Origin of the sequence: Cytobacillus sp. FSL K6-0129 (assembly GCF_038007625.1) — a bacterium.
Classification (GTDB): domain Bacteria; phylum Bacillota; class Bacilli; order Bacillales; family Cytobacillaceae; genus Cytobacillus; species Cytobacillus kochii.
This window is the reverse complement of the sequence record NZ_JBBOXM010000001.1, coordinates 393,701-413,214: the sequence shown is the minus strand read 5'-3', so window position 1 is coordinate 413,214 and position 19,514 is coordinate 393,701. Positions and strand designations below refer to the sequence as shown.

The 19,514-nt window shown below is 36.7% G+C and carries 22 protein-coding genes; 2 read left to right on the top strand and 20 right to left on the bottom strand.

What is annotated here, in order from left to right:
- Positions 1-148: 148 nt before the first annotated feature.
- The 5 genes from MHI57_RS02060 to MHI57_RS02040 form a co-directional block, all read right to left on the bottom strand.
- Positions 149-295, bottom strand: a complete 147-nt coding sequence (locus MHI57_RS02060; RefSeq protein WP_340974680.1) for a hypothetical protein — start codon at positions 293-295, stop codon at positions 149-151.
- A 625-nt stretch (positions 296-920) separates the two neighbouring features.
- Positions 921-1,121, bottom strand: coding sequence for a cold-shock protein (locus tag MHI57_RS02055; protein WP_095373442.1), 201 nt, complete (start codon positions 1,119-1,121; stop codon positions 921-923).
- Between the two features lie 173 nt (positions 1,122-1,294).
- On the bottom strand, positions 1,295-1,414 hold the full coding sequence (locus tag MHI57_RS02050) for a YvrJ family protein (protein ID WP_263624176.1): 120 nt from the start codon (positions 1,412-1,414) through the stop codon (positions 1,295-1,297).
- A 138-nt stretch (positions 1,415-1,552) separates the two neighbouring features.
- Entirely contained in the window at positions 1,553-1,771 is a 219-nt protein-coding gene (locus MHI57_RS02045) for a DUF2922 domain-containing protein (protein WP_095373444.1), read from the bottom strand.
- A 26-nt stretch (positions 1,772-1,797) separates the two neighbouring features.
- Positions 1,798-2,016 (bottom strand): DUF1659 domain-containing protein, encoded by a 219-nt coding sequence (locus MHI57_RS02040; RefSeq protein ID WP_095373445.1) that lies wholly within the window; start codon positions 2,014-2,016, stop codon positions 1,798-1,800.
- 292 nt (positions 2,017-2,308) lie between these two features.
- Here MHI57_RS02040 and MHI57_RS02035 point away from each other — a divergent pair, with 292 nt between their 5' ends.
- Positions 2,309-2,590: a phage holin family protein gene (locus MHI57_RS02035; protein WP_095373446.1), complete on the top strand. Its 282-nt coding sequence runs from the start codon at positions 2,309-2,311 to the stop codon at positions 2,588-2,590.
- Positions 2,591-2,804: 214 nt separating this feature from the next.
- On the opposite strand, the gene MHI57_RS02030 is transcribed toward MHI57_RS02035, so the two are convergent.
- The 14 genes from MHI57_RS02030 to MHI57_RS01965 all read right to left on the bottom strand — a co-directional run bounded on the left by MHI57_RS02030 (position 2,805) and on the right by MHI57_RS01965 (position 17,971).
- Complete coding sequence (locus MHI57_RS02030; RefSeq protein WP_307314243.1) at positions 2,805-4,007, bottom strand: NAD(P)-dependent malic enzyme; 1,203 nt, start codon at positions 4,005-4,007, stop codon at positions 2,805-2,807.
- Positions 4,008-4,153: 146 nt separating this feature from the next.
- Entirely contained in the window at positions 4,154-5,113 is a 960-nt protein-coding gene (locus tag MHI57_RS02025) for a VOC family protein (protein ID WP_340974678.1), read from the bottom strand.
- A gap of 18 nt (positions 5,114-5,131) precedes the next feature.
- On the bottom strand, positions 5,132-5,917 hold the full coding sequence (locus MHI57_RS02020) for an SDR family NAD(P)-dependent oxidoreductase (protein ID WP_095373449.1): 786 nt from the start codon (positions 5,915-5,917) through the stop codon (positions 5,132-5,134).
- Between the two features lie 33 nt (positions 5,918-5,950).
- The gene (locus tag MHI57_RS02015; protein ID WP_340974675.1) at positions 5,951-6,460 is read right to left on the bottom strand and encodes an aromatic-ring-hydroxylating dioxygenase subunit beta; all 510 of its coding nucleotides are present in this window, start codon (positions 6,458-6,460) and stop codon (positions 5,951-5,953) included.
- A 28-nt stretch (positions 6,461-6,488) separates the two neighbouring features.
- Positions 6,489-7,790, bottom strand: coding sequence for an aromatic ring-hydroxylating dioxygenase subunit alpha (locus MHI57_RS02010; protein WP_095373451.1), 1,302 nt, complete (start codon positions 7,788-7,790; stop codon positions 6,489-6,491).
- Positions 7,791-7,849: 59 nt separating this feature from the next.
- Positions 7,850-8,632: an aspartate dehydrogenase gene (locus MHI57_RS02005; RefSeq protein WP_095373452.1), complete on the bottom strand. Its 783-nt coding sequence runs from the start codon at positions 8,630-8,632 to the stop codon at positions 7,850-7,852.
- Between the two features lie 16 nt (positions 8,633-8,648).
- A complete protein-coding gene (locus MHI57_RS02000; RefSeq protein ID WP_307314250.1) occupies positions 8,649-10,094 on the bottom strand; it encodes an aldehyde dehydrogenase family protein in 1,446 nt (481 codons plus the stop codon).
- Between the two features lie 29 nt (positions 10,095-10,123).
- Positions 10,124-11,845 (bottom strand): thiamine pyrophosphate-binding protein, encoded by a 1,722-nt coding sequence (locus MHI57_RS01995; RefSeq protein ID WP_340974670.1) that lies wholly within the window; start codon positions 11,843-11,845, stop codon positions 10,124-10,126.
- Positions 11,846-11,871: 26 nt separating this feature from the next.
- Positions 11,872-12,663 carry an SDR family oxidoreductase gene (locus tag MHI57_RS01990; RefSeq protein ID WP_095373455.1) on the bottom strand — a complete coding sequence of 264 codons (792 nt, stop codon included), beginning with the start codon at positions 12,661-12,663 and terminating at the stop codon, positions 11,872-11,874.
- Between the two features lie 27 nt (positions 12,664-12,690).
- Entirely contained in the window at positions 12,691-13,605 is a 915-nt protein-coding gene (locus MHI57_RS01985) for a VOC family protein (protein ID WP_307314255.1), read from the bottom strand.
- A 137-nt stretch (positions 13,606-13,742) separates the two neighbouring features.
- Positions 13,743-14,270, bottom strand: a complete 528-nt coding sequence (locus MHI57_RS01980; protein WP_095373457.1) for a cupin domain-containing protein — start codon at positions 14,268-14,270, stop codon at positions 13,743-13,745.
- 132 nt (positions 14,271-14,402) lie between these two features.
- On the bottom strand, positions 14,403-15,674 hold the full coding sequence (locus tag MHI57_RS01975) for an MFS transporter (RefSeq protein ID WP_095373458.1): 1,272 nt from the start codon (positions 15,672-15,674) through the stop codon (positions 14,403-14,405).
- 633 nt (positions 15,675-16,307) lie between these two features.
- The gene (locus MHI57_RS01970; protein ID WP_095373459.1) at positions 16,308-17,084 is read right to left on the bottom strand and encodes an IclR family transcriptional regulator; all 777 of its coding nucleotides are present in this window, start codon (positions 17,082-17,084) and stop codon (positions 16,308-16,310) included.
- An 83-nt stretch (positions 17,085-17,167) separates the two neighbouring features.
- Positions 17,168-17,971, bottom strand: coding sequence for an alpha/beta fold hydrolase (locus tag MHI57_RS01965; protein WP_095373460.1), 804 nt, complete (start codon positions 17,969-17,971; stop codon positions 17,168-17,170).
- A gap of 193 nt (positions 17,972-18,164) precedes the next feature.
- Between MHI57_RS01965 and MHI57_RS01960 the strand changes: the two genes are divergently transcribed.
- Positions 18,165-18,623, top strand: a complete 459-nt coding sequence (locus tag MHI57_RS01960) for a DUF2188 domain-containing protein (protein ID WP_095373461.1) — start codon at positions 18,165-18,167, stop codon at positions 18,621-18,623.
- A 128-nt stretch (positions 18,624-18,751) separates the two neighbouring features.
- On the opposite strand, the gene MHI57_RS01955 is transcribed toward MHI57_RS01960, so the two are convergent.
- On the bottom strand, positions 18,752-19,492 hold the full coding sequence (locus tag MHI57_RS01955) for an SDR family NAD(P)-dependent oxidoreductase (protein WP_095373462.1): 741 nt from the start codon (positions 19,490-19,492) through the stop codon (positions 18,752-18,754).
- Between the last annotated feature and the right edge of the window lie 22 nt (positions 19,493-19,514).

Genomic DNA, 19,514 nt, shown 5'->3' with positions numbered 1-19,514 from the left:
TCTCTTCTATGTATCTTTGTTTGCCTAATTTAACCTTTTATAAAAATGAGGCAAATCTGCCTTCATATTGCTTTTCTTCCACATTGTTACAAAATCTTCTGATGTTATCTTATCTTCAATATTAATATATCTTTATAAAGTCGTACTTTCATAGCAAGCGAATGCTGCGCTCATTGGTAATACTTACACCCCATGTCTGCAATCCATCATACAGCATCGATTCGTAAGGTTTTATTGTTAATAATGAACTAAACCTTCCTTTTCCCATAATCGAACCATTTAACTCTGTAACCAATTTTCTCACCATATTATCACAAATAATCTACTATGATTACAAGCTATATCTTAATAACATTTTCTTAATGCAAAGATTAATATATTCCATTTCATTTTTCGAATATGTTTTAAAATAAAAACAAGTAAAGGAGTGAGCATAACAATATATTAAGGAAAAATATGGGCTAGAACGGACAATAATGCAATGATTGGAAGGATAATCAGATTATCATATAAAAGGTGTACCGCTTGTTATGGAGTGAACGAGGATTATTATTGGTTCATCATAGTGATTGAATAATCATCTCGATGATTACTCCTACCGAGTGCAAAAAATGAACCGTGTGGGTCACAATTAACCAATTGCTATACATATGAAAGATTCCAAATGTATAGCAATTATGATATGATGGCAAATCCTTGCAAACATATTAATGATTGTGGGGAAGTACGAAGTCAGCAGGTAATACTTTAAAAATGTTTTGGAAAGATATTGAAGCATCATACCTTCCTATTACTTTTAATATGAATGATCTTGATGAGATGTTTCGTAAGTGGGCTCAGCATCATATTAAGTGAAAGGATCAACTATTATTTTTATATATAAAAACAGCCTAACAAATGTTAGACTGTTTATCATCGAATTATATTTTATTAACGTTAGCCGCTTGAGGTCCACGAGCACCTTCAACAACTTCGAAAGAAACTTCTTGACCTTCATCTAGTGATTTGAATCCTTCAGATTGGATTGCAGAATAATGTACGAATACATCATTTCCGTCTTCGCCTTCGATAAATCCAAAACCTTTTTCTGCGTTAAACCATTTTACTTTACCGTTTTTCATAACAAAAAATCCTCCTTATGGTTGAAAAAACAACCATATAAAAATTCACCTTTAATCATTGTACTTACAAAGACCTATCCAATCAAAGGAAAAGCTTTCTTTATATACCACTAATGAGTAACGGTTAAGTTAAATTTAGCATCTATCCCCATCACTGTCAACAAATTACGCTTTTAATCTTTTAGCTTCTCAGGCAAGCTTTGAATCGATTGAACAACCACATCTAACTTCGCCTCAATGCGGTAAAGTAAATACAATGTCACAATGATAGGAAAGCCGACTTCACTGATCATTTTAACAAGCTCACTCACATTCGTTCCCTCCTAAATTTGCGTAATAAGAATATAGAAGATAAATAAAAAGATGAACCTCTTTCCTTGCAAAAGATAGAGGTTCACCTAAAATTACAACTTGGTTACAATAACCTTATATTACACTATCTCATAATCAGTAACGGTTCTTTCTACAAGTCTTGCACCTTTAACATTTGTAAGCTTTCCTTTTGTTGATTGAACCGCTTCTGAAGCAATCATTTCTTCCATTACAGTAATGACTTCAGCGATGTCAATAGGTTCTTTAGGATCATCAACTGAAATGGTCGAAACACTTCCATCTGCCGTTCCAAAAGTTAACTCTAATTTTTTCGTCATTCTTTACTCTCTCCCTTCAAATAGTATTATTGTAAAATATCATGGTTGTCATTTCTTTGGATAGAAACGAGTGGTGATTGTGCTAAAGATCCATATGCCTCGGCAAATCGATATAATTGATCAGCCGTAGTTTCTGATATCACATGGCTAAAAGTTTTCACCTTATACTCCGCTTCTCCCTTTTCATTTACACCTGTTTCAAAACTTAAACGAAGCTTTGAATCAACTAAAATTGTTTGTGCCATATTCTCTCCCCCCTTTCACTTCTTATATAAAAGTTAATATGCAAAAGAGACAGGTTATCATCAGATAAATTAAAATTGAGCTACTTACAAGGTGCTTTCATTTATTAGAACTTAGAGGTTGTTCCACCCCTATTACATACAACAGATCACCTAAAAATAAGGATTTGTTTATACTATTTCTAGTATTTCTCAAAAAATAATACCTTTCTGCTTCTAAACTTAGTGCAAGCGAACAAGCAATCTTATGCGGTTTTCATACTATATTTAATAGCCGGAATAAGGAGGTGGTGACATGAACCTTGTGCAATTTTTGAACCAAAATTATTTTGTATTAATACCGGCGCTTTGGCTCATTGGACATGCACTCAAACAGACCCCTATTATCCCTGATTGGACAATCATTTGGATTTTGTTTATTTGTTCTATCGGTATTGGGAGCATCGGATATGGTTTTTCATTAGAGGCGATTGTTAACGGTATTATTGCAGCAGGGATCGCTGTTTTTGGTCATCAGGTTTTGAAACAAACAAAGGAAGGGATAGTGATAAATAAAAAAACAGATAACGAGGGCTGATATTTGAGGAGGTATGGTGTTCGTGAGAGTAAAGGCTACCGGCATGTTTGGTAGCTTTTATCTTTTTTCTAATTGGACATAAAAAAGACCACAAGTTTAAATGGCTTGTGGCCAAAGTAGATCAAAAGATCTAATAGGGAGGAGATCTTACACAATTATAGTATGTCCACATCTTTATTTTGTTTGGACAAACATCCCCGGCGTATTCATTATTTTATATAAAAATTGGTTCTCTATATGCATTTCTAGTGACACCAGTAGAAATGGCTGCTTCACTAACTGCTTTTGCCACATTATGTGCTACATTGATATCAAATGGATCTGGGATAATATAGTCTCTAGTAAGTTTTTCTTCGTTAATCATGCCTGCTATTGCATAAGCAGCCGCAATCTTCATTTCCTCATTAATCACTTTGGCTCCTACATCTAATGCACCTCTAAAAATTCCTGGAAAAGCTAATACATTGTTCACTTGATTAGGAAAGTCAGACCGGCCGGTACCAATGATGGCTGCTCCAGCATCTTTGGCTTCCTTTGGCATAATTTCTGGACTAGGATTAGCCATCGCAAAAATTATCGCATCACGATTCATTGTTTGTACCATTTCTTTAGATAATACACCTGCTGCAGAGACTCCAATAAACACGTCCGCCCCATTCATTGCCTCTTTTAACGTACCCGATAGAGACTTACTGTTTGTTATTTTGGCTACCTCTTCTTTAATCGCGTTCATCCCTTCCTCTCTTCCGCTATAAATCATTCCTTTTGTATCACAAAGAATCATTTCGCCAACATTTAATTTTCTTAATAATTTAATAATTGAAATCCCCGCTGCACCTGCACCATTAACGACTACTTTTATTTCATCAAGCTTTTTCCCCACAACCTTCAAGCTGTTGATTAAACCAGCTACTGTTACAATTGCCGTACCGTGTTGATCGTCATGGAAGACAGGAATTCCGCATTCTTCAACTAATCTTTGTTCAATTTCAAAACATCTAGGTGCAGAAATATCTTCAAGGTTCACTCCTCCAAATGAGGGCTCTAATAATTTCACCGTACGGACAATCTCATCTACATCATTGGTCTGAAGACAGATCGGCACTGCATCGACATTGGCAAACTCTTTAAAAAGAATCGCCTTTCCCTCCATTACAGGTAAAGATGCCTGAGCACCTATGTTTCCAAGGCCTAAAACGGCACTACCGTCTGAAACGACTGCGACCATATTGCCTTTACTCGTATATTCATAGGCTGACTCTTCATGCTCAGCAATCTTTAAGCAAGGTTCAGCTACACCTGGTGAATACGCCAAACTTAAATCTTCTTTCGTTTTTACTGGCACCTTTGTGGTAATACTAAGTTTTCCCTTATGCAAACGATGAAGCGCTAGTGCTTTCTCCTTTAATTCCATCATATAATCCTCGCTTATTTTTTATTTGAAAATTCAGATAATAAAGACATCAACTTTTGTCATGAAATCACCTGATAAGTATTTACTTAAAAAATTGAGAGAAGCAACCTTGTATACCTCTTCATTTACAAAGCGCTTCCCAATATAGTTTAATATTTTTCTAACAACTCAATGATGACTTTAAAAGTTGAAGTTGTGTCCATATAAGCATATCTGCCTTTTCCGTTATAAAAATTACCTCTTTGAATAACTGGATAGCCCATTTCTTCTAAAAGTGTAATCTTTTCATCCATATCTTTTACTACAAAGGATATATGGTGAACACCTTCTCCATATGATTCTAAATGTGTCTTCCATGTGCTTGGCGCTTTTCCAGGCTCAATTAACTCAATTTCTAATAATGGTGTTCGAATGAACATATAGCGACTATCCGCATCCGTTGCTTCACCGTTATAAACAACTTTTGTTATGTCACTATGACCTGATTGAATCACTGCTGGTTTTTTCACACCTAGTAATTGGCAAAACTTATCTGCTGCTCTATCTAAATCTTTTACCACAATGGCAAGTTGTTCCACAACATTTGTACCTAAAAGTGGCTTTTCTTCTCCCGCTTTGTATGTAGTATCCCTAGGTTCTGCACTTTCTAATAATTCAATCAAAGTTTTCATTTCATTCGTTGTATCAACATAAATGTACCTTCCATCACTTGATGTAAACTCACCTGATTGAAGAAGCGGATAACCATTTTTTTCTAGGTTCGGCAAATGATTTTGAATCTTATCAACATCAACGGCAATATGGTGGATTCCTTCTCCTGTTTCATTGAGAAATTCGCGCATTGTTCCCGGCTCCATATTAGGTTCTATGAGTTCAAATTGAACAGTCGGTGTATTTAGGAATGCTAGTTTACTTTGTGAAGCGGTCGACTTTCCTTTATATATTACTTTAGAGACTTCCTCATCACCTGTTAAGAACCAGCCAGGATTAGGTATACCTAACAGTTTTGAAAAATCAGCCGAGGCTTTTTCAATATCATTGACAACAAATGCTAATTGATTGACCTCTGTACTACCAAGAAGTGGCTGTATTTTCGTATTTGATGCCATAATCATTTATCTCCTTTCTTAACTAAGACCTCTGATGGCTAGGCCGCCATCACTCGAAATGACTTCGCCAGTAATGGCGCGTGATTTACTCGAAGCTAATAATAAATATGGACCAACATGATCATCAGCATTCATTGCGATTCTTAATGGATTTCTCGTTTTTATGCTTTTCGCTTTCGTATCATTGTCGATTTCTTTCACAAATGGTTTTAAAGGTGGGATGACATTAAGTGCTGTTAATGTCCCACCAGGGGCAACTGCATTCACTCTTACGTCTGGGGCAACCTCAAAAGCTAATTGTCTCATTAAACCAATTTGCGCATGTTTACTAGCGGTGTACCATACTCCACCACCATCAGGGTAAAATCCTGCACCTGAAACGGTGAAAATGATATTACCTTTTGTCTTTTGCAATTCGTGAAGGGAAGCTTTCGCACCGTTGAAATATCCTTTAACATTAATGTTCATTAATAAATCATAAGCATCATTCATTGCTTCAGCAGTCACATTTTCGAATTTTGCAAATCCATCGAATACCCCTGCATTAGCAATAAAGACATCTAGTCCCCCAAATTTTTCAACCGCTTGATATACCGCTTTTTCGTGGTCTTCAAAAATAGTGACATCTCCTTCTATACAAATCACCTGCTCACCATATTGTGCCTTGATAGCAGCTAATCCGTCTTTTGAGCGATCAAGAATCGTCACATTTGCTCCTTCATTCAGAAATGAATCCACCACAGCTCTCCCAATACCTGATGCCCCACCAGTTACATAAAGCGAGCGACCACTAAACTCTGCCATTCTAGTTGTCCTCCTCTCTTCCTTGTGAATAAATTAAATAAAGATTGCTAGATTTCGAGTATTAATTGTTGTTTGATCCACGATAAATACCCGTTTCGATAGCTTCCATTTGCCGTTCTCGAACTTGAATTCATCACGACGCTCTCCTGAAATAATATCGTGATGGATATCTGTACTTCTACTTCTATAAAGAAGTAAATAACTATTCACTGACGCAAATTCTTCCTCATTATAATCTTCCAGTTTTACATTACTGACAAAACGTCGAGTTCGAGAAGGTGGAATTTCCGCCCAAGCATAATCTGTTTTTAAACGATCCACTCTGAGTTTTAGCAAGTCAATATCATCATCAAAACAAAACATATCTGTCGTATAATCAGGTCGCTCTGTTCCTTCCTTATTTATACGGACTGGCATCTGATACTTCAAATCTTGATGCATCAAACTGAACCAGCCATCAAAATCGATATCATCCAATAATTGTGCTTCTTTATATAGCCATTGTTCAAATTCATAATTTGCAAGCATTTTTTCCATACTCATTTCATCTATCTCCTTCCTTCAAGAAAATTTAGCTATTCATTAGCTCCAACCAGTATTTATAAAAATTTCTTTGGTTCGCTTCAGAGAATTTATCATCATAAGCAACTCCAGGACCGATAAAGTCTACTGGTTTTCTATGCAGTCCCATTGTGTAGTTATAAGTTAAATTTTTCATTACTGGCATAGGGCCTTTTGCTGCGGCAGTAATGTCAGTAAATACTTCCGTATCGTCTTGTTCAAAAATGCCTGATGGGCTGAATGTAAGGACAAAGGATTCACGTGAACGTCTCTTCCAATCTTCAGGTGCATTTTTTTCTACTAAAAACCAAGCAATCACTTCCATTTTGTCGTGATCGATTGGTCGCCATAACCTAACAGTGGTATTGGAAATCAATTGCCCTTTTACTTTCGTATGAGAAATTAAGAAAGATAGATGTGGAAAGATGTTCCCGATCATATTCTTCAAGTTACTTAATACTTCAAACTGTTCTGACGATAAATTCGATTTATATTCTTCTATTAATTCTTCTGGAAAAGCAAAATCAGGATTTGGTGTACCAAGATTTAGTCCATGGCCATTTTCACTATGAATTTGATAACCCATTTTGGAATACGTTGCAGAGGGTACCATTCCTAATTTAGCAATTGAACCATGTGTCACCATTGTATGATAGGAGTCACCAACAAAATTATCAGCACCAATCTTCCAATTCGAATGAATCACGAAACGTTGCGGAGCACCGAGAACTTCCATTTCAGCTCGACCTACTAATATATCAAGATACCATTTAAAATCTCCTAAAAAATCATCTAATGATTCTGCCTCATCATTCCAAGTACCAAATAACAATCCTTTATAGGATTCAATTCGTACTTCTGTTAAACCCATAGTAGATTTATCTAGCTCTTCACCATAGATGTTTTTTTGTAGTGGAACACCAATTAAATCACCATTGTTTTTAAAGTTAAATCCATGATATGGACAAACAAAAGCAGATTTATTCCCTTTGTCTGCACGACACAACTTCATACCACGATGCGTACACATATTGTAAAATGCCTTGATGCTGCTATCTGCATTTCTAGATACAATAATTGAATATCCGGCTAAATCTCTCAGCATATAATCATTTTTATTAGGTATTTCTGATTCATGACCAATAAATATCCATGTTTTCATAAAGACTTTTTTATGTTCAAGATCATAAACTTTGGGATCAGCCAACACGTAGGCAGGTATTTCTCCTACTTCCGGTTTGACCGTATCATTCAAATGTTCCAATAATTCCGATTTTGTCATATCCTCTATGTCTTTTGCCGTTTTAATCATAATAATCCCCCTTCTTACCAATTGATTCATCGATGTCACAAAGATTATTGTACTAATTCTTACCCCACTTTGATAGATTGATCCTTATGTTTCAATGTTGAGAGAACACTTAAAGCTGCTAAGTAACTTGTCTTTGGGTTGTTTGGCATCGGATCATTTTCAACCACTAGTTTCACTTTTCCAAACGCCCCTTTAGCTGTAATCTCATGACTATTTTTCGTTGCTTTTGGATCAGCAATAATCTTCACTTTTGTCTCTTTTGAACCAAGTCCAGCTAATGATAGAATAATTGATACGTTAATATTCTTAGGAAACTGTTTAATCGCTTCATAGGCATTACCTTCAAATAAGACTGTTTTATTCTCGAGAGTAACACCGTTTAAGGCATGCGGTGGCTTCGTTGTTGTTAACGATACTTCTTGTAAAGCACCAATAGCCTTAGCAGCTTTTAATATATCCAAGCCTCCTACTGCACCTGAAGGTAAATGAATCGTTGTCCCTTGTTCTTTACAAATCGTTTCTAATTGGAGAAAATAGTCGTTATCAGAAAATGCGCCAACACTGCTCACAACAAGATCTTTACCATGTGTGAGAACCGATGTGGCATGGGCTCGAACAACGTCTACAGTAGCTGCTTCAACTATCACATCTATATCTGAAGCAATCAGTTCATCGATTGATTGGTAGCTTCGCAAATCATACTCTTCAGCCAGCTCATTTGCTTTCTCTTGATTTCTTGTATACAATCCAACGAATTGTGCGCCATCTACCAATTTATCGCTATTGATAGATTGTAGCAAAAATTTTCCGATATTTCCTCCACCTATTAATCCCAGCTTCATTTTTTAACCCTACTTTCTAATTCGCGAATCCATAAGTGTCTGCAAAAAATTCCAAGCTACAGTGTCTCGTTTCGCGTGAAATACCACTTTCTTTTAAACCAGGAAAATCTAAATGAAGGTCCTGGAATACAGTATGGTTATTGATAAATACAGCACCGGCTTCTAATTGATCAGCAAACGCAATCGCTTTCTTTTCATTTTCTGTCCAAACAGACGCACGTAAACCAAAATGGCTATCGTTTGCAAGCTTTAATGCTTCTTCATTTGTCTTAAATGAGAGAATCGGAATTACTGGTCCAAATTGTTCCGCTTGAACAATTTCGCTATTTTGATTAACACCAGTAATAATAGTAGGTTCAATAAAGTATCCATCATTCCAACCTTCTGGATCAATTTTGATTCCACCTGTAAGGACTTCTGCCCCTCCATCTTTCGCTCTCGAAATTAACCCTTTCACATATTCATATTGTGATTGATTATTTAACGGTCCCATCTCTACATCTGGTTGAATCCCACTACCAATCCGAATATATTGGAACTTTTTCCTTAATTTTTCCACAAGCTCTTCATAACGAGATTCATGCACATATACCCTTTTAACTGCTGAGCATACTTGACCAGCTGCTCGTAAGATACCAAATCTTAACTTAGTTATTAATTCATCATCGAGTTTCGCATCTTCCAAGATGATGGCTGCATCATTCCCGCCTAATTCCATGAAGATGTTTTTCACATTGCTAGCTGACGCTTTCATAATTTCTTTACCCGTTTCCGTACTACCAACAAAGGCAACTGTTCGTACACTAGAATCTTTGCAAAGTGCATCTCCTATTACTGAACCTGACCCTGTTACAACATTCAATACACCATTTGGAAAGTATGAAGCGACTTTTTCTAGAAATGTCATAATTGTTAGCGGACAACTTGTAGCTGGTTTAACGATGACTGTATTACCTGTTAAGATAGCAGGAATAACACGCTTAAATGTTAAAATCATCGGTGAATTCCATGGAGAGATTACCGCAGTTACCCCTCTCGGCCTTCTACGAATTTGCACTTTTTGTTTTCCATCTAATGACTCTGGTTGCCACCAAGTTAATAATTCATCGGACGCTTCTCTCATAATGTCGACACATCGAAGTAAATCTTTCTTTGCTTCAACTAATATTTTACCATTTTCCCTTACGAGTAAATTCACATTCTCTTCAACGATTTTTTCAATCGCTCCTGCTGCTACCTTCATTTTTTCTGCGCGTTCGTGAATATCTGATTGAGACCAAGATTCGAATGCCGTCACTGCTGATGTTATCGCTTTATCTACATGCTCCTTTGTACAAAGGGCAACTTCTCCAACTACTTCTTGCGTATTTGCTGGATTAATGACTTCTTTTTTATTTTCCGCTTCCAACCATTTACCATCAATTAAAAATTTTCCTGAAACTTTAGGATATGTTGAAATCATTATGCTTCCTCCTTTACTCAGATGTTTACTTATAACTTCTTCGGTTTAAACGCATCAGCAGCACCAGGAGGTCCCTCAAAGGGTTTAGCCATTGGCCCTACAGCTTCCATATCTACAACGATGATTGTCGGATTAACACTTTTTGCCGCTTTATTTATTTCTACGGCAAATTCATCACTTGAATGAATTCGTACCGCATCAAATCCCATAGACTCTCCCAATTGCACAAAATCAGGACTTAGTAGATCAACAGCTACTTGACGACCGTATGCATTTTTTTGGATATTACGAAGAACGCCATAACCACCATCATCAAATAAGATAACAATAAGTGGGAGAGCCTCCTCAGCAGCAGTCGGCATTTCACCAACATTCACCATAAAGCCCCCATCACCAGCCATTAAAACCACTTTGCGATCCTTTGCAGCCATTTGAGCACCAATCGCTGTCGGTAACCCTTGACCTATTCCACCACCGGAAGCATGAATAGATGTTCTCGGTTCAAGAATCTCGAACAATCTGCTGCCCCATACATTAGCTTGTACTGTCACATCTCGTACGAGCACTGTATCTTTCGGTAATGCTGCTCTCATTTCGTCCATTATTTGTTCATATGGACCTAAAGTTGCTCGTAAATTTGCTCGTAATTTTTCTCGTAGTTGCTTTACTTCAGCCTTATACGATGGTTTATCTTGAACATCTTTTGTCTGTAATTGCGTGACAAAGTGATTTAAAATATCCTTCGCGTCTCCAACAAGTCCATAACTACAAGGGTAATTTCGATTTATTCCTTGCCAATCGGCATCAATTGCAATATGATTATTCGGCACTTCAACCTTCCAATTTGACGTTTCATTTCCTCTAAATCTCACACCGACACTAATTAACAAATCCGCATTCTTGAGCATTTCTTTCGTGTCTGGATAGGCAGCAAAATGACCAATACATTGAGGATGATCTTCAGGGATGCTTCCTTTTCCGGATTGGCTCGTAATAACAGCAGCTCCTAGCTGATTAGCCAATCTTGTTAACTCTTGGGATGCATTTGCTGAAATGACACCTCCACCAGCCCAAATCACAGGACGTTTCGCTTTAGCAACCAATGAGAGAATATCTTCAGGAATATATGTATTTGAGTTAACTTCCGGAGTTTTTACCGACCAGTCTTGTAAATGCAGGTCAGGAATAATCGCAGATTGATAATCAATGGGGATTTCTAACGAAACAGGACCAGCCGGCGCAGTTTGAGCAGTTACAACAGCCTGCCTTACCACTGCTTTTGCTTGATGTGGCACTCTTAAGCGCATCGCTTGTTTAGAACATCCTTCTAACATTGATAATTGATCTTTACATTCATGAATATAGCCACGGCCAGTACCTAAATAGGGGGATGCTACTTCACCAGTTAGATGCAGAAGTGGTACACCTGCTGCCCAAGCCTCAACAAGTGCGCCTGCTGCATTACCTGCGCCTGTTCCTGTACTTGTAATGACAACACCTAACTCTCCTGTAACACGTGCGTAGCCATCGGCCATATTTACCGCGCCACTTTCACCACGTGCACATACAAGATGGATGCTTCCTTCTCGTAAAATGGCATCATAAATCGGCATATTATGTATACTTACAATTCCAAATGCTGTCGTAACGCCCGCTTTAACAAGCTCTTGAACAATCGCATCAGCAACCGTAAAGTTCATCTCCGAGTTATCTGTTACACCCGCTGTCTCCATTTGCTTTGTTTCTGTCATAGTATCTTCCTACCTTTTTTGTGTATTTATAACGCCTTTCCTAATGCACCTGCTGTTTCAATAGTTGAGCCAGCGACATAGCTTGCATGTTTGGATGCTAAAAATAAAATCACACTAGCTACTTCTTCTGCTTCTCCAACACGACCAAGTGGTATATTTCTTTTCTTCGCTAAGTCTGCATAATAACTTTCTGGATCCATATCGGGTGCATTTTTCTTCCTTCTTCTCTCCCATTGATCCGTTCTAATTAAGCCAAGACTTACAGAATTCACAAGAATATTATCACTCGCCAGTTCTTGCGATAATGTTTTACTTAAATTAAGTAATCCTGCTCTTGTCGCAGCTGTTGCAATCATATGCCTTTCTGGTTCTTTCGCGAGCGTAGCATTTATATTTACTATTCGGCCGCCGCCACGCTTAACTAAGTAGGGATGAACAGCTTTTACAGCGTGGATGATAGCAAAATACTTTAATTGAATTTGTTGTTCCCATTGATCATCAGTAACATCAAAGAAATGTCCCATTACACTTTGCCCTGCTGCATTGACTAAAATATCAATACCTGAAAATTTTTCTGCCACACCTTTGACAAAACGCTGTACATCTTCTTTATTCGTTACATCACATGTTTCGGCAAAAATGCTATCAGCAGATGCTAAATCATTTAAATATTTCTCTGCCGTATTTTTTCTTGTTTCATCTCTACCACAAATAGCAACTTTAGCACCTTCAGCTAGGAACATCTCAGCCGTTTTCAATCCAACACCTGAAGTCCCCCCCATAATAATTGCTACTTTATTATTTAATCCTAAATCCATTACACTCTTCCTTTCTTAAGTCAGCCATTAAATCAAAGATTGTAATTTTGCCCAGCCTGGATCTGGTTTTCCCCCCATTGCTGCACGTGCTTCTTTGGATGGTGGCCCAGCAATCCCCCATTGATCCATTAAGTGTGGTACACGTTTCCATACTCTTGCTTTCCATTCTGCTTCATCCTCAATCGTTTCAAGATAACAAGTGTATTCCATAACAAAATTACCTGGGTCTTTGAAATAGCAAAAGATATTATCTCCTGGTCCGTGTCTACCTGGTCCCCATAGTTCATTCAATCCAGCTTTCCGCACATTAGCAATGCCACGCATGACCTCATCTACTGTATCAACTTCGTAAGCAATATGATTGACAGATGCATGACCCTCTTGATTAAAAGCAATGGAGTGATGTTTTCGATTACAACGTAAAAACACCATTTTATCTTCACTCCAGTCTGTCACTTTAAATCCAAGAATATCTGTATAAAATTCTGTAATCATTTGTAAATCAGCGGTATTCATTACTACATGATTAAGTTTGACTGGATCTACATTTTTTTGATTCCAAATAGATGTATGAATTTCAACCCACGTCGATAATTCAATTACACGATTTTCTGGATCAGCAAAGCGGAGACCATAACCTTTACCTTCCTCATCTAAATAGCCCGGTGCTTGCACAATCGGTACGCCTTTTTCTTGTAAATATTCTGCAGCACGGTCAACTGCATGCTTATCCACCATGCCAAATGCGATATGATGAAGAGCACTTCTATCTCCACTGTGCAAGCTAAGAATATGATTCTCAGGTCCTGCTCCTCTGAAATAAACCGTTTGTTCATCCTCAGCCGTTTTGTCTAATCCCCAAACTTTTTCATAAAAGGCTGCTTGTTCTTCAATGTTCGGAGTAATAAGACTGATATGTCTTAAATGGGTAATACCAATCATCTTGAAACCTCCTCTATAAATAAAGCGAAAGTTCGTGGTAATTGTTTCGCTCGTTACAAATTATTGGTGAATATAGAATGTTAATAAAAATCGGTAAGGATAGACCATATGAGATTGGTCTTCCTTACCTCACTTAATTATTTATCTGCAATAATTGCTTCTCTTTCTTTCGCTCTTTGAAGACGAAGTTCTTCTAATTCGCTCCCTTTAACGTAAGTTGGCAAATTCGGTTTAACTGCACCAAGCATAACCAACATTAATGCTTCTTCGTCACCATCATTATGAATCCCACGATATACGCCAGGTGGGGAACTGATACAATCACGCTCGTTTAAACGAATTTCATGAACCTCATCACTATCTACTTCTTGAATCAACGCTTTTACACTTCCTTTAATAATGAAGAAAACTTCTTCAACATCATCATGTAAATGCAATGGTCCAATACAACCTGCAGGTAATACCATTGTGCTTAATGTAAAGTGCTCAGCTGCAATAACATTAGAATCAGCATTTGCAGTGGCTCCACGACCAATATATCTCATTTGTGCTCTTTTAAATCTTGGGTCAATTTCTTCTTGGAATTTAAGAACATTCCAATCTAATGAACGATCCTGTAATCTTGCTACATGCTTCTTTTCAAATTCTTTAACATCAAATGCCATTTTCAAAAACACTCCTTTATGTTTTATATTAGAAACACTGTTTCTCCTATAAATCAATTTTAAAATCTGTTAACAAAAAAGTCAACAAATTTTGAGAAAATTTTAAAAAGATAAATAGTTGGAATGAAACGATTAACCTACTATTGACTGGTTATTATGAACAACCCTTAACTCAGTTGATTCCCGCTTAAGAGTAAATAAATAAGCAACAAAACCTAAAGTGGAGGCAAAAATTAACACAATGATTGATGTCCCAAAGTCTCCGTTTGATAAATCTCGTAAATATCCCATAATATAACTGGCGAAACCACCCATAATATTAGTAAACCCCATCATACCTGCTGCTCTACCAGCGGTTTCAGGTGTAGAGAATTTCACAATAAATAAATTACTTAGATGGAAGACGCCACCTTGTGTACCCATAGCTAATCCCATGCAAATACCTGCAACTATCGCGTTAGGCGACATAATGCCACCACATAAAAAGATTGTTGTTAATGCAAATAAAATGGTCGCCATCAGGCTTGGGCGGTTTGTCTTATCTGATAAGTAACCACAAATAAGGACAAATCCTAAGGCAAATAACCAAGATAAGGATGTAATACTACTCATTGCTTCCCTAGAAAAACTCTTCGCTTCGATTAAATAAGTAGGTAACCATATACTAATACCAAAAAATAAGAAGGAAGACATCAGCATTCCAAACCATACAATCCAGTACCTATAGTCTTGAGCAAAATTTTTCGATCCATCTTTTTTATCAATCGGGTTTTTCTCACGTATATAGGCAAGCTCCTCATGTGTAATCCCTTTATGCTCTTCTGGTATATCTCTTGTAAGAAAATAAAAAAGTGGCAGTACAAGCAATAAATTAAAAGCAGCGAGTAGGAAAAATGCAGCTTGCCAATGGAGACTAGCAATGATAGCGGTTAGCATTAATGCACCAACAGCCGGCCCTAAATAGTTACCAGATAACCATGATGCTTGTGCTTTTCCTAATTCTTTATAATGGAACCAGTTAGCAATGAATTTTCCACATACAGGAATCATCATTCCTTCACCAAACCCAAGAACGATTCTTGACAAGATAAACATCTCATATGTAGTCGACAAGCCAGCGGTAATCATCGTAATGGTCCAAACAACCAAACCTAACATTGCTGTTTTTCTGGCACCTAGTTTATCAATAATTACACCCCAAAATAGGTTTGAAACCGCATAAGCAATTGTGAATATAAAAGTGATGAAACCAATCTTGGCATTTTCACCAGCAATCCCTAAGTCACTAAGAAAATCAGCATCTGTTTGAATAATAGAAATACCAAGCTTGTCAATTTGGCCAAAAAACCAAAAGAAGAATATCGGTACAGCAATATATAACCATCTTTTCTTTCCTGTTAACATTCTTTACCCTCCTATCATATGTGGAAAAAATCACTAATTAACAAAAATCACCTCCATATAAATTTCGATCCATTCAAAACTTTGTTTTTTATACAAAACAAAGTTTATATAATCTTAAAATTTTTAAAAAATTTTGTCAATACAGATTGTTATAAATTAAAACTATTTTCACTATACTTATAATGAAAATTGAACATCCCAACTGATTTCACTTATTTTAATAGTGAATACGTATTATTTTAAAGAAGCCCAAAAAGATTCGAAATTTTAGTCACTTTATCAGGTGATTTCATATATTTTTTAGAATCTATTTAATTTAATGATCTTTTTTATTGTGAACTATTTATAAAAAGTGAGTCCCTGCCAATTAAAGGAACGACAAATGAAGAGGTTGATGATGAGAAGTAATATATTAATCTAGTAGATTAATTTGTAGAGTTATTACTATGAGAGCAACACTAGGGGAAAGATTGTACATATATAAAAAACAATTACTCTTTCATACCTAAAGAAGGATAAACTGGAAAGAAGCAAGTTTCATGTGAAAGAAAAAGGTAAATCCAATAAAAAAACCCGAATCAATTAGATTCGGGTACAACAATTGTTAATGAGTAGTTCGTGTCTTCTAGTGAATCAATTTCCAATAAGTCCGGATAATTGTTTGGATATATCAAGGATTTTCGGTAAAGCAACTTTTTCGATAAAATCATTCTGATATGTGACATCAGTGGCGACAATATTAATGGCTGCTACTACTTTTCCACTACGATCATATATTGGCGCCGCTACAGATTGAATTCCTTGATGGAATTCACCTAAAGAAATTGCATAACCGTTTTTCCTGATTGTTTCTAATTCTTCAAAGAACCCAGGTAAATCAGTTTGCGTTTTTTCTGTATACGGTTTTAAGTTAGATCCATACACTGTCTCACGTAGCTTCCCTTCTGGTTGCATAGCTAATAAAAGCTTGCCATTAGCTGTTGCATGTGCAGGCAATCTTAAACCGATATTTACATTTATGGCAGATACCCCGCGAACAGGTGCACTACCTATGTATACGACTTCATAATCATCTAATATCGATAAATGACATGACGCTCCAGTTGTATCACGGAGTGTATCCAAATAAGGCTGAATGATTTCAGGTAAGTTTAAACTATTCAAATAAGCAAACCCAAGCTCAAGCACTTTTGGTGTTAAGCTATAGCGCTTTGTATGTTCATCTTGATGTAAGTAACCTAACGTTTGCAATGTATAAAGTAAACGGTATGGTACTGTACGACTTACATTTAGTTCCTTCGCAATTTCAGCTAGAGACATCGTTGGACGTCCACCGTTGAATAATTTCAAGATTTCTAATCCTCTGACTAATGAATTGGCATTATATCTCTCTTTTTCACCGTTAGCCACTCCATCACCCCACTTTCCCAGTAAATGCTATATTACTATTTTAACAAAAAATCGATGAAAAAGATATTAAGAATCATTTTCATTTATATATTTACAGGATTTTGCAGAAATGTCCGAACGGCTTCATTAAAAGATGCTGGGTCCTCTTGATAGCAAAGATGGCCTGTATTAGGAATGATCACCAACTGTGATTCGGCAATCGCATGATGAAATATTTTTGCCTCTTCAACAGGAGTTGCCTTATCAAATTCACCACATAATATTAAAGTTGGCGTTGTTATGCTCCCATAAATGTCCGTGTGATCCAAGGAATATAATGAGTTAGCAACCGAAATATATCCTTTCGGTCGAACTTGCGCCATAATTCTTTCTGCTTCTTTCACAACCTCCAGATTTGCCTCTGGCGCTAACAATTCTCTTACTCTTTGTCTTGCTAGTTCTTCTCCTGTTAGATTTGTCACATTATAAACTCTTCTAGTTAACTTTTTCCTGTTCTCTTCTTCACTATTCCCAGCAGCCCCTCGTGTTGGATCAGCAATAATAAGTAATTCAACTCGATCTTTGAATCGATAGGTAAAATCTATAGCAATAGCAGAACCCATTGAATGACCAAGTAAGTAAAATTTTTGTAATTCTAGGGCATCGACAAATTGCTTTAGTATATCAGCAAATTGCCGGAAACTTGTAAACTCTTCCTCCGGATCACTACTTTGACCATAACCTGGTGCATCCCAAACGAATACTTGAAAGTCTTTTGATAAATCATCCAATTGTTTTGTCCACGACTGAGAATTATTACCTAACCCGTGTAAAATAATAAGCGGCTTTCCCTCACCTTTCACTCTGTAATGAATCTTCATTTCTTTACTTACTCTTATGGTAGGCATTTTACTCCTCCTCTTCATTATGTTTCTATAACAAAACATTGTTTTAATTTTAAATAGATACCCATCATTTGTCAATCATTATTCTAAATTTTTAGATATTTCACTATTGTTATGTACTACTCTTACTTTTTTTTATGAGTAATCTTTATCAAACTAGGGTATGAATTTAATAATAAACTAGGAGGTGGAGAACATGCCCTGGCATACGACAGATTATCCAGATTCATTCAAAAACTTAGAAACAGCGATGAAGAAAAAAGCCATTGAAATAGCTAACAGTCTTATTCGTGATGGCTATAATGAAAGTCGTGCTATCCCAATTGCCATTGAACAAAGTAAAAAATGGTATAGCGATGCAACAACGAAAGAACGAAACCAAATGATTCAAGCAACTGACAGTGAGTTACAACCCGAAGGAAAAGGGGATAAAGAAAAGAGTAAACGAGTTCAAGAAGGACAACATGTACTACCACACGATGATGGTTGGGCAATTACAACTGATCATGGAAAAAAACCATCTGAGATCCTTCCTACGAAGGCAGAAGCAGTCAAAAGAGCAAAGGAAATCGCTCAAAATAAAAAAACACATCTTGTAATATATAAAAAAGATGGAACCATTGACGAGAAACATTCTTATGATATAGAAGAGTAACAATATATTACTGCCTATTCAAGCACAAACACAAACAAGCCGAATAAGGTTTCGGCTTGTTTGCATGCTCTTATACTTATTTTCTATCCTTAAGAACTTAGGAAAGAGGTTATCCTTTTTTATCTTGTTTAACACATTGTTAAACCGCCATTAACAGAAAGTGTTTGCCCGGTAATATAATCCGCTTCCTTCGAAGCAAAAAAAGCGACTGCACCAGCAATATCCTCTGGTTGGGCTAATTTTCGGAATGGAATGGCTTTCTCTAGTGCAGCAGCAATCCCTTTATTATAAGATCCTATCTCCTGGAAAAGTGGCGTATCGGCTGGACCTGGCGCAATGCAGTTCACATTAATCTGATATCTGGCCATTTCTCTTGCAATCGTCTTTGTAAATGCAATTACACCACCTTTAGCAGCAGAGTAAACTCCTTCTCCACTTGAACCTACTCTCCCAGAATCTGAAGCAATGTTGACTACCTTTCCTTTCCCATTTTCTATCATTAATGGCAGGATCATTTTACATGTGTGTACTTGACCCATTAAATTAATGTCTATTACCTTTCTCCAAGTATCGGGTTCACTTTGTAAAAATGGTTCAATTTTATCCCATCCCGCATTATTTACAAGTAAATCAATACTCCCATACTTCTGCTGCACTTCCTTTACTGATCGTTCTACACTTTCTAAACTCGTAACATCACAATGTACAGCAAACCCCTCTCCACCTATTTCTTTCACAAGTTCAATAGTTTCTTTCGCATTATTTATATTGATATCACTGGCAACCACTTGATAATTATTTGCAACAGCTAAACAAATTGCTCTTCCCATCCCCCTACCGCCACCGGTAATATAGGCTATTTTACTCATTATTCAAACACTCCTTTTTACT

What these genes read in the sequence shown, in the direction of transcription:
- MHI57_RS02010 (WP_095373451.1), bottom strand. Translation starts at nt 7,790, where the DNA reads ATGATTAAAACGGCAAAAGACATAGAGGATATGACAAAATCGGAATTA.
- MHI57_RS02015 (WP_340974675.1), bottom strand. Translation starts at nt 6,460, where the DNA reads ATGAGTATGGAAAAAATGCTTGCAAATTATGAATTTGAACAATGGCTA.
- MHI57_RS02020 (WP_095373449.1), bottom strand. Translation starts at nt 5,917, where the DNA reads ATGGCAGAGTTTAGTGGTCGCTCGCTTTATGTAACTGGTGGGGCATCA.
- MHI57_RS02030 (WP_307314243.1), bottom strand. Translation starts at nt 4,007, where the DNA reads ATGATGGAATTAAAGGAGAAAGCACTAGCGCTTCATCGTTTGCATAAG.
- MHI57_RS02000 (WP_307314250.1), bottom strand. Translation starts at nt 10,094, where the DNA reads ATGATTTCAACATATCCTAAAGTTTCAGGAAAATTTTTAATTGATGGT.
- MHI57_RS01955 (WP_095373462.1), bottom strand. Translation starts at nt 19,492, where the DNA reads ATGAGTAAAATAGCCTATATTACCGGTGGCGGTAGGGGGATGGGAAGA.
- MHI57_RS01965 (WP_095373460.1), bottom strand. Translation starts at nt 17,971, where the DNA reads ATGCCTACCATAAGAGTAAGTAAAGAAATGAAGATTCATTACAGAGTG.
- MHI57_RS02040 (WP_095373445.1), bottom strand. Translation starts at nt 2,016, where the DNA reads ATGGCACAAACAATTTTAGTTGATTCAAAGCTTCGTTTAAGTTTTGAA.
- MHI57_RS01985 (WP_307314255.1), bottom strand. Translation starts at nt 13,605, where the DNA reads ATGATTGGTATTACCCATTTAAGACATATCAGTCTTATTACTCCGAAC.
- MHI57_RS02050 (WP_263624176.1), bottom strand. Translation starts at nt 1,414, where the DNA reads ATGATCAGTGAAGTCGGCTTTCCTATCATTGTGACATTGTATTTACTT.
- MHI57_RS02005 (WP_095373452.1), bottom strand. Translation starts at nt 8,632, where the DNA reads ATGAAGCTGGGATTAATAGGTGGAGGAAATATCGGAAAATTTTTGCTA.
- MHI57_RS02045 (WP_095373444.1), bottom strand. Translation starts at nt 1,771, where the DNA reads ATGACGAAAAAATTAGAGTTAACTTTTGGAACGGCAGATGGAAGTGTT.
- MHI57_RS02025 (WP_340974678.1), bottom strand. Translation starts at nt 5,113, where the DNA reads ATGGCATCAAATACGAAAATACAGCCACTTCTTGGTAGTACAGAGGTC.
- MHI57_RS01995 (WP_340974670.1), bottom strand. Translation starts at nt 11,845, where the DNA reads ATGACAGAAACAAAGCAAATGGAGACAGCGGGTGTAACAGATAACTCG.
- MHI57_RS01990 (WP_095373455.1), bottom strand. Translation starts at nt 12,663, where the DNA reads ATGGATTTAGGATTAAATAATAAAGTAGCAATTATTATGGGGGGGACT.
- MHI57_RS02035 (WP_095373446.1), top strand. Translation starts at nt 2,309, where the DNA reads ATGAACCTTGTGCAATTTTTGAACCAAAATTATTTTGTATTAATACCG.
- MHI57_RS01960 (WP_095373461.1), top strand. Translation starts at nt 18,165, where the DNA reads ATGCCCTGGCATACGACAGATTATCCAGATTCATTCAAAAACTTAGAA.
- MHI57_RS02055 (WP_095373442.1), bottom strand. Translation starts at nt 1,121, where the DNA reads ATGAAAAACGGTAAAGTAAAATGGTTTAACGCAGAAAAAGGTTTTGGA.
- MHI57_RS01975 (WP_095373458.1), bottom strand. Translation starts at nt 15,674, where the DNA reads ATGTTAACAGGAAAGAAAAGATGGTTATATATTGCTGTACCGATATTC.
- MHI57_RS01980 (WP_095373457.1), bottom strand. Translation starts at nt 14,270, where the DNA reads ATGGCATTTGATGTTAAAGAATTTGAAAAGAAGCATGTAGCAAGATTA.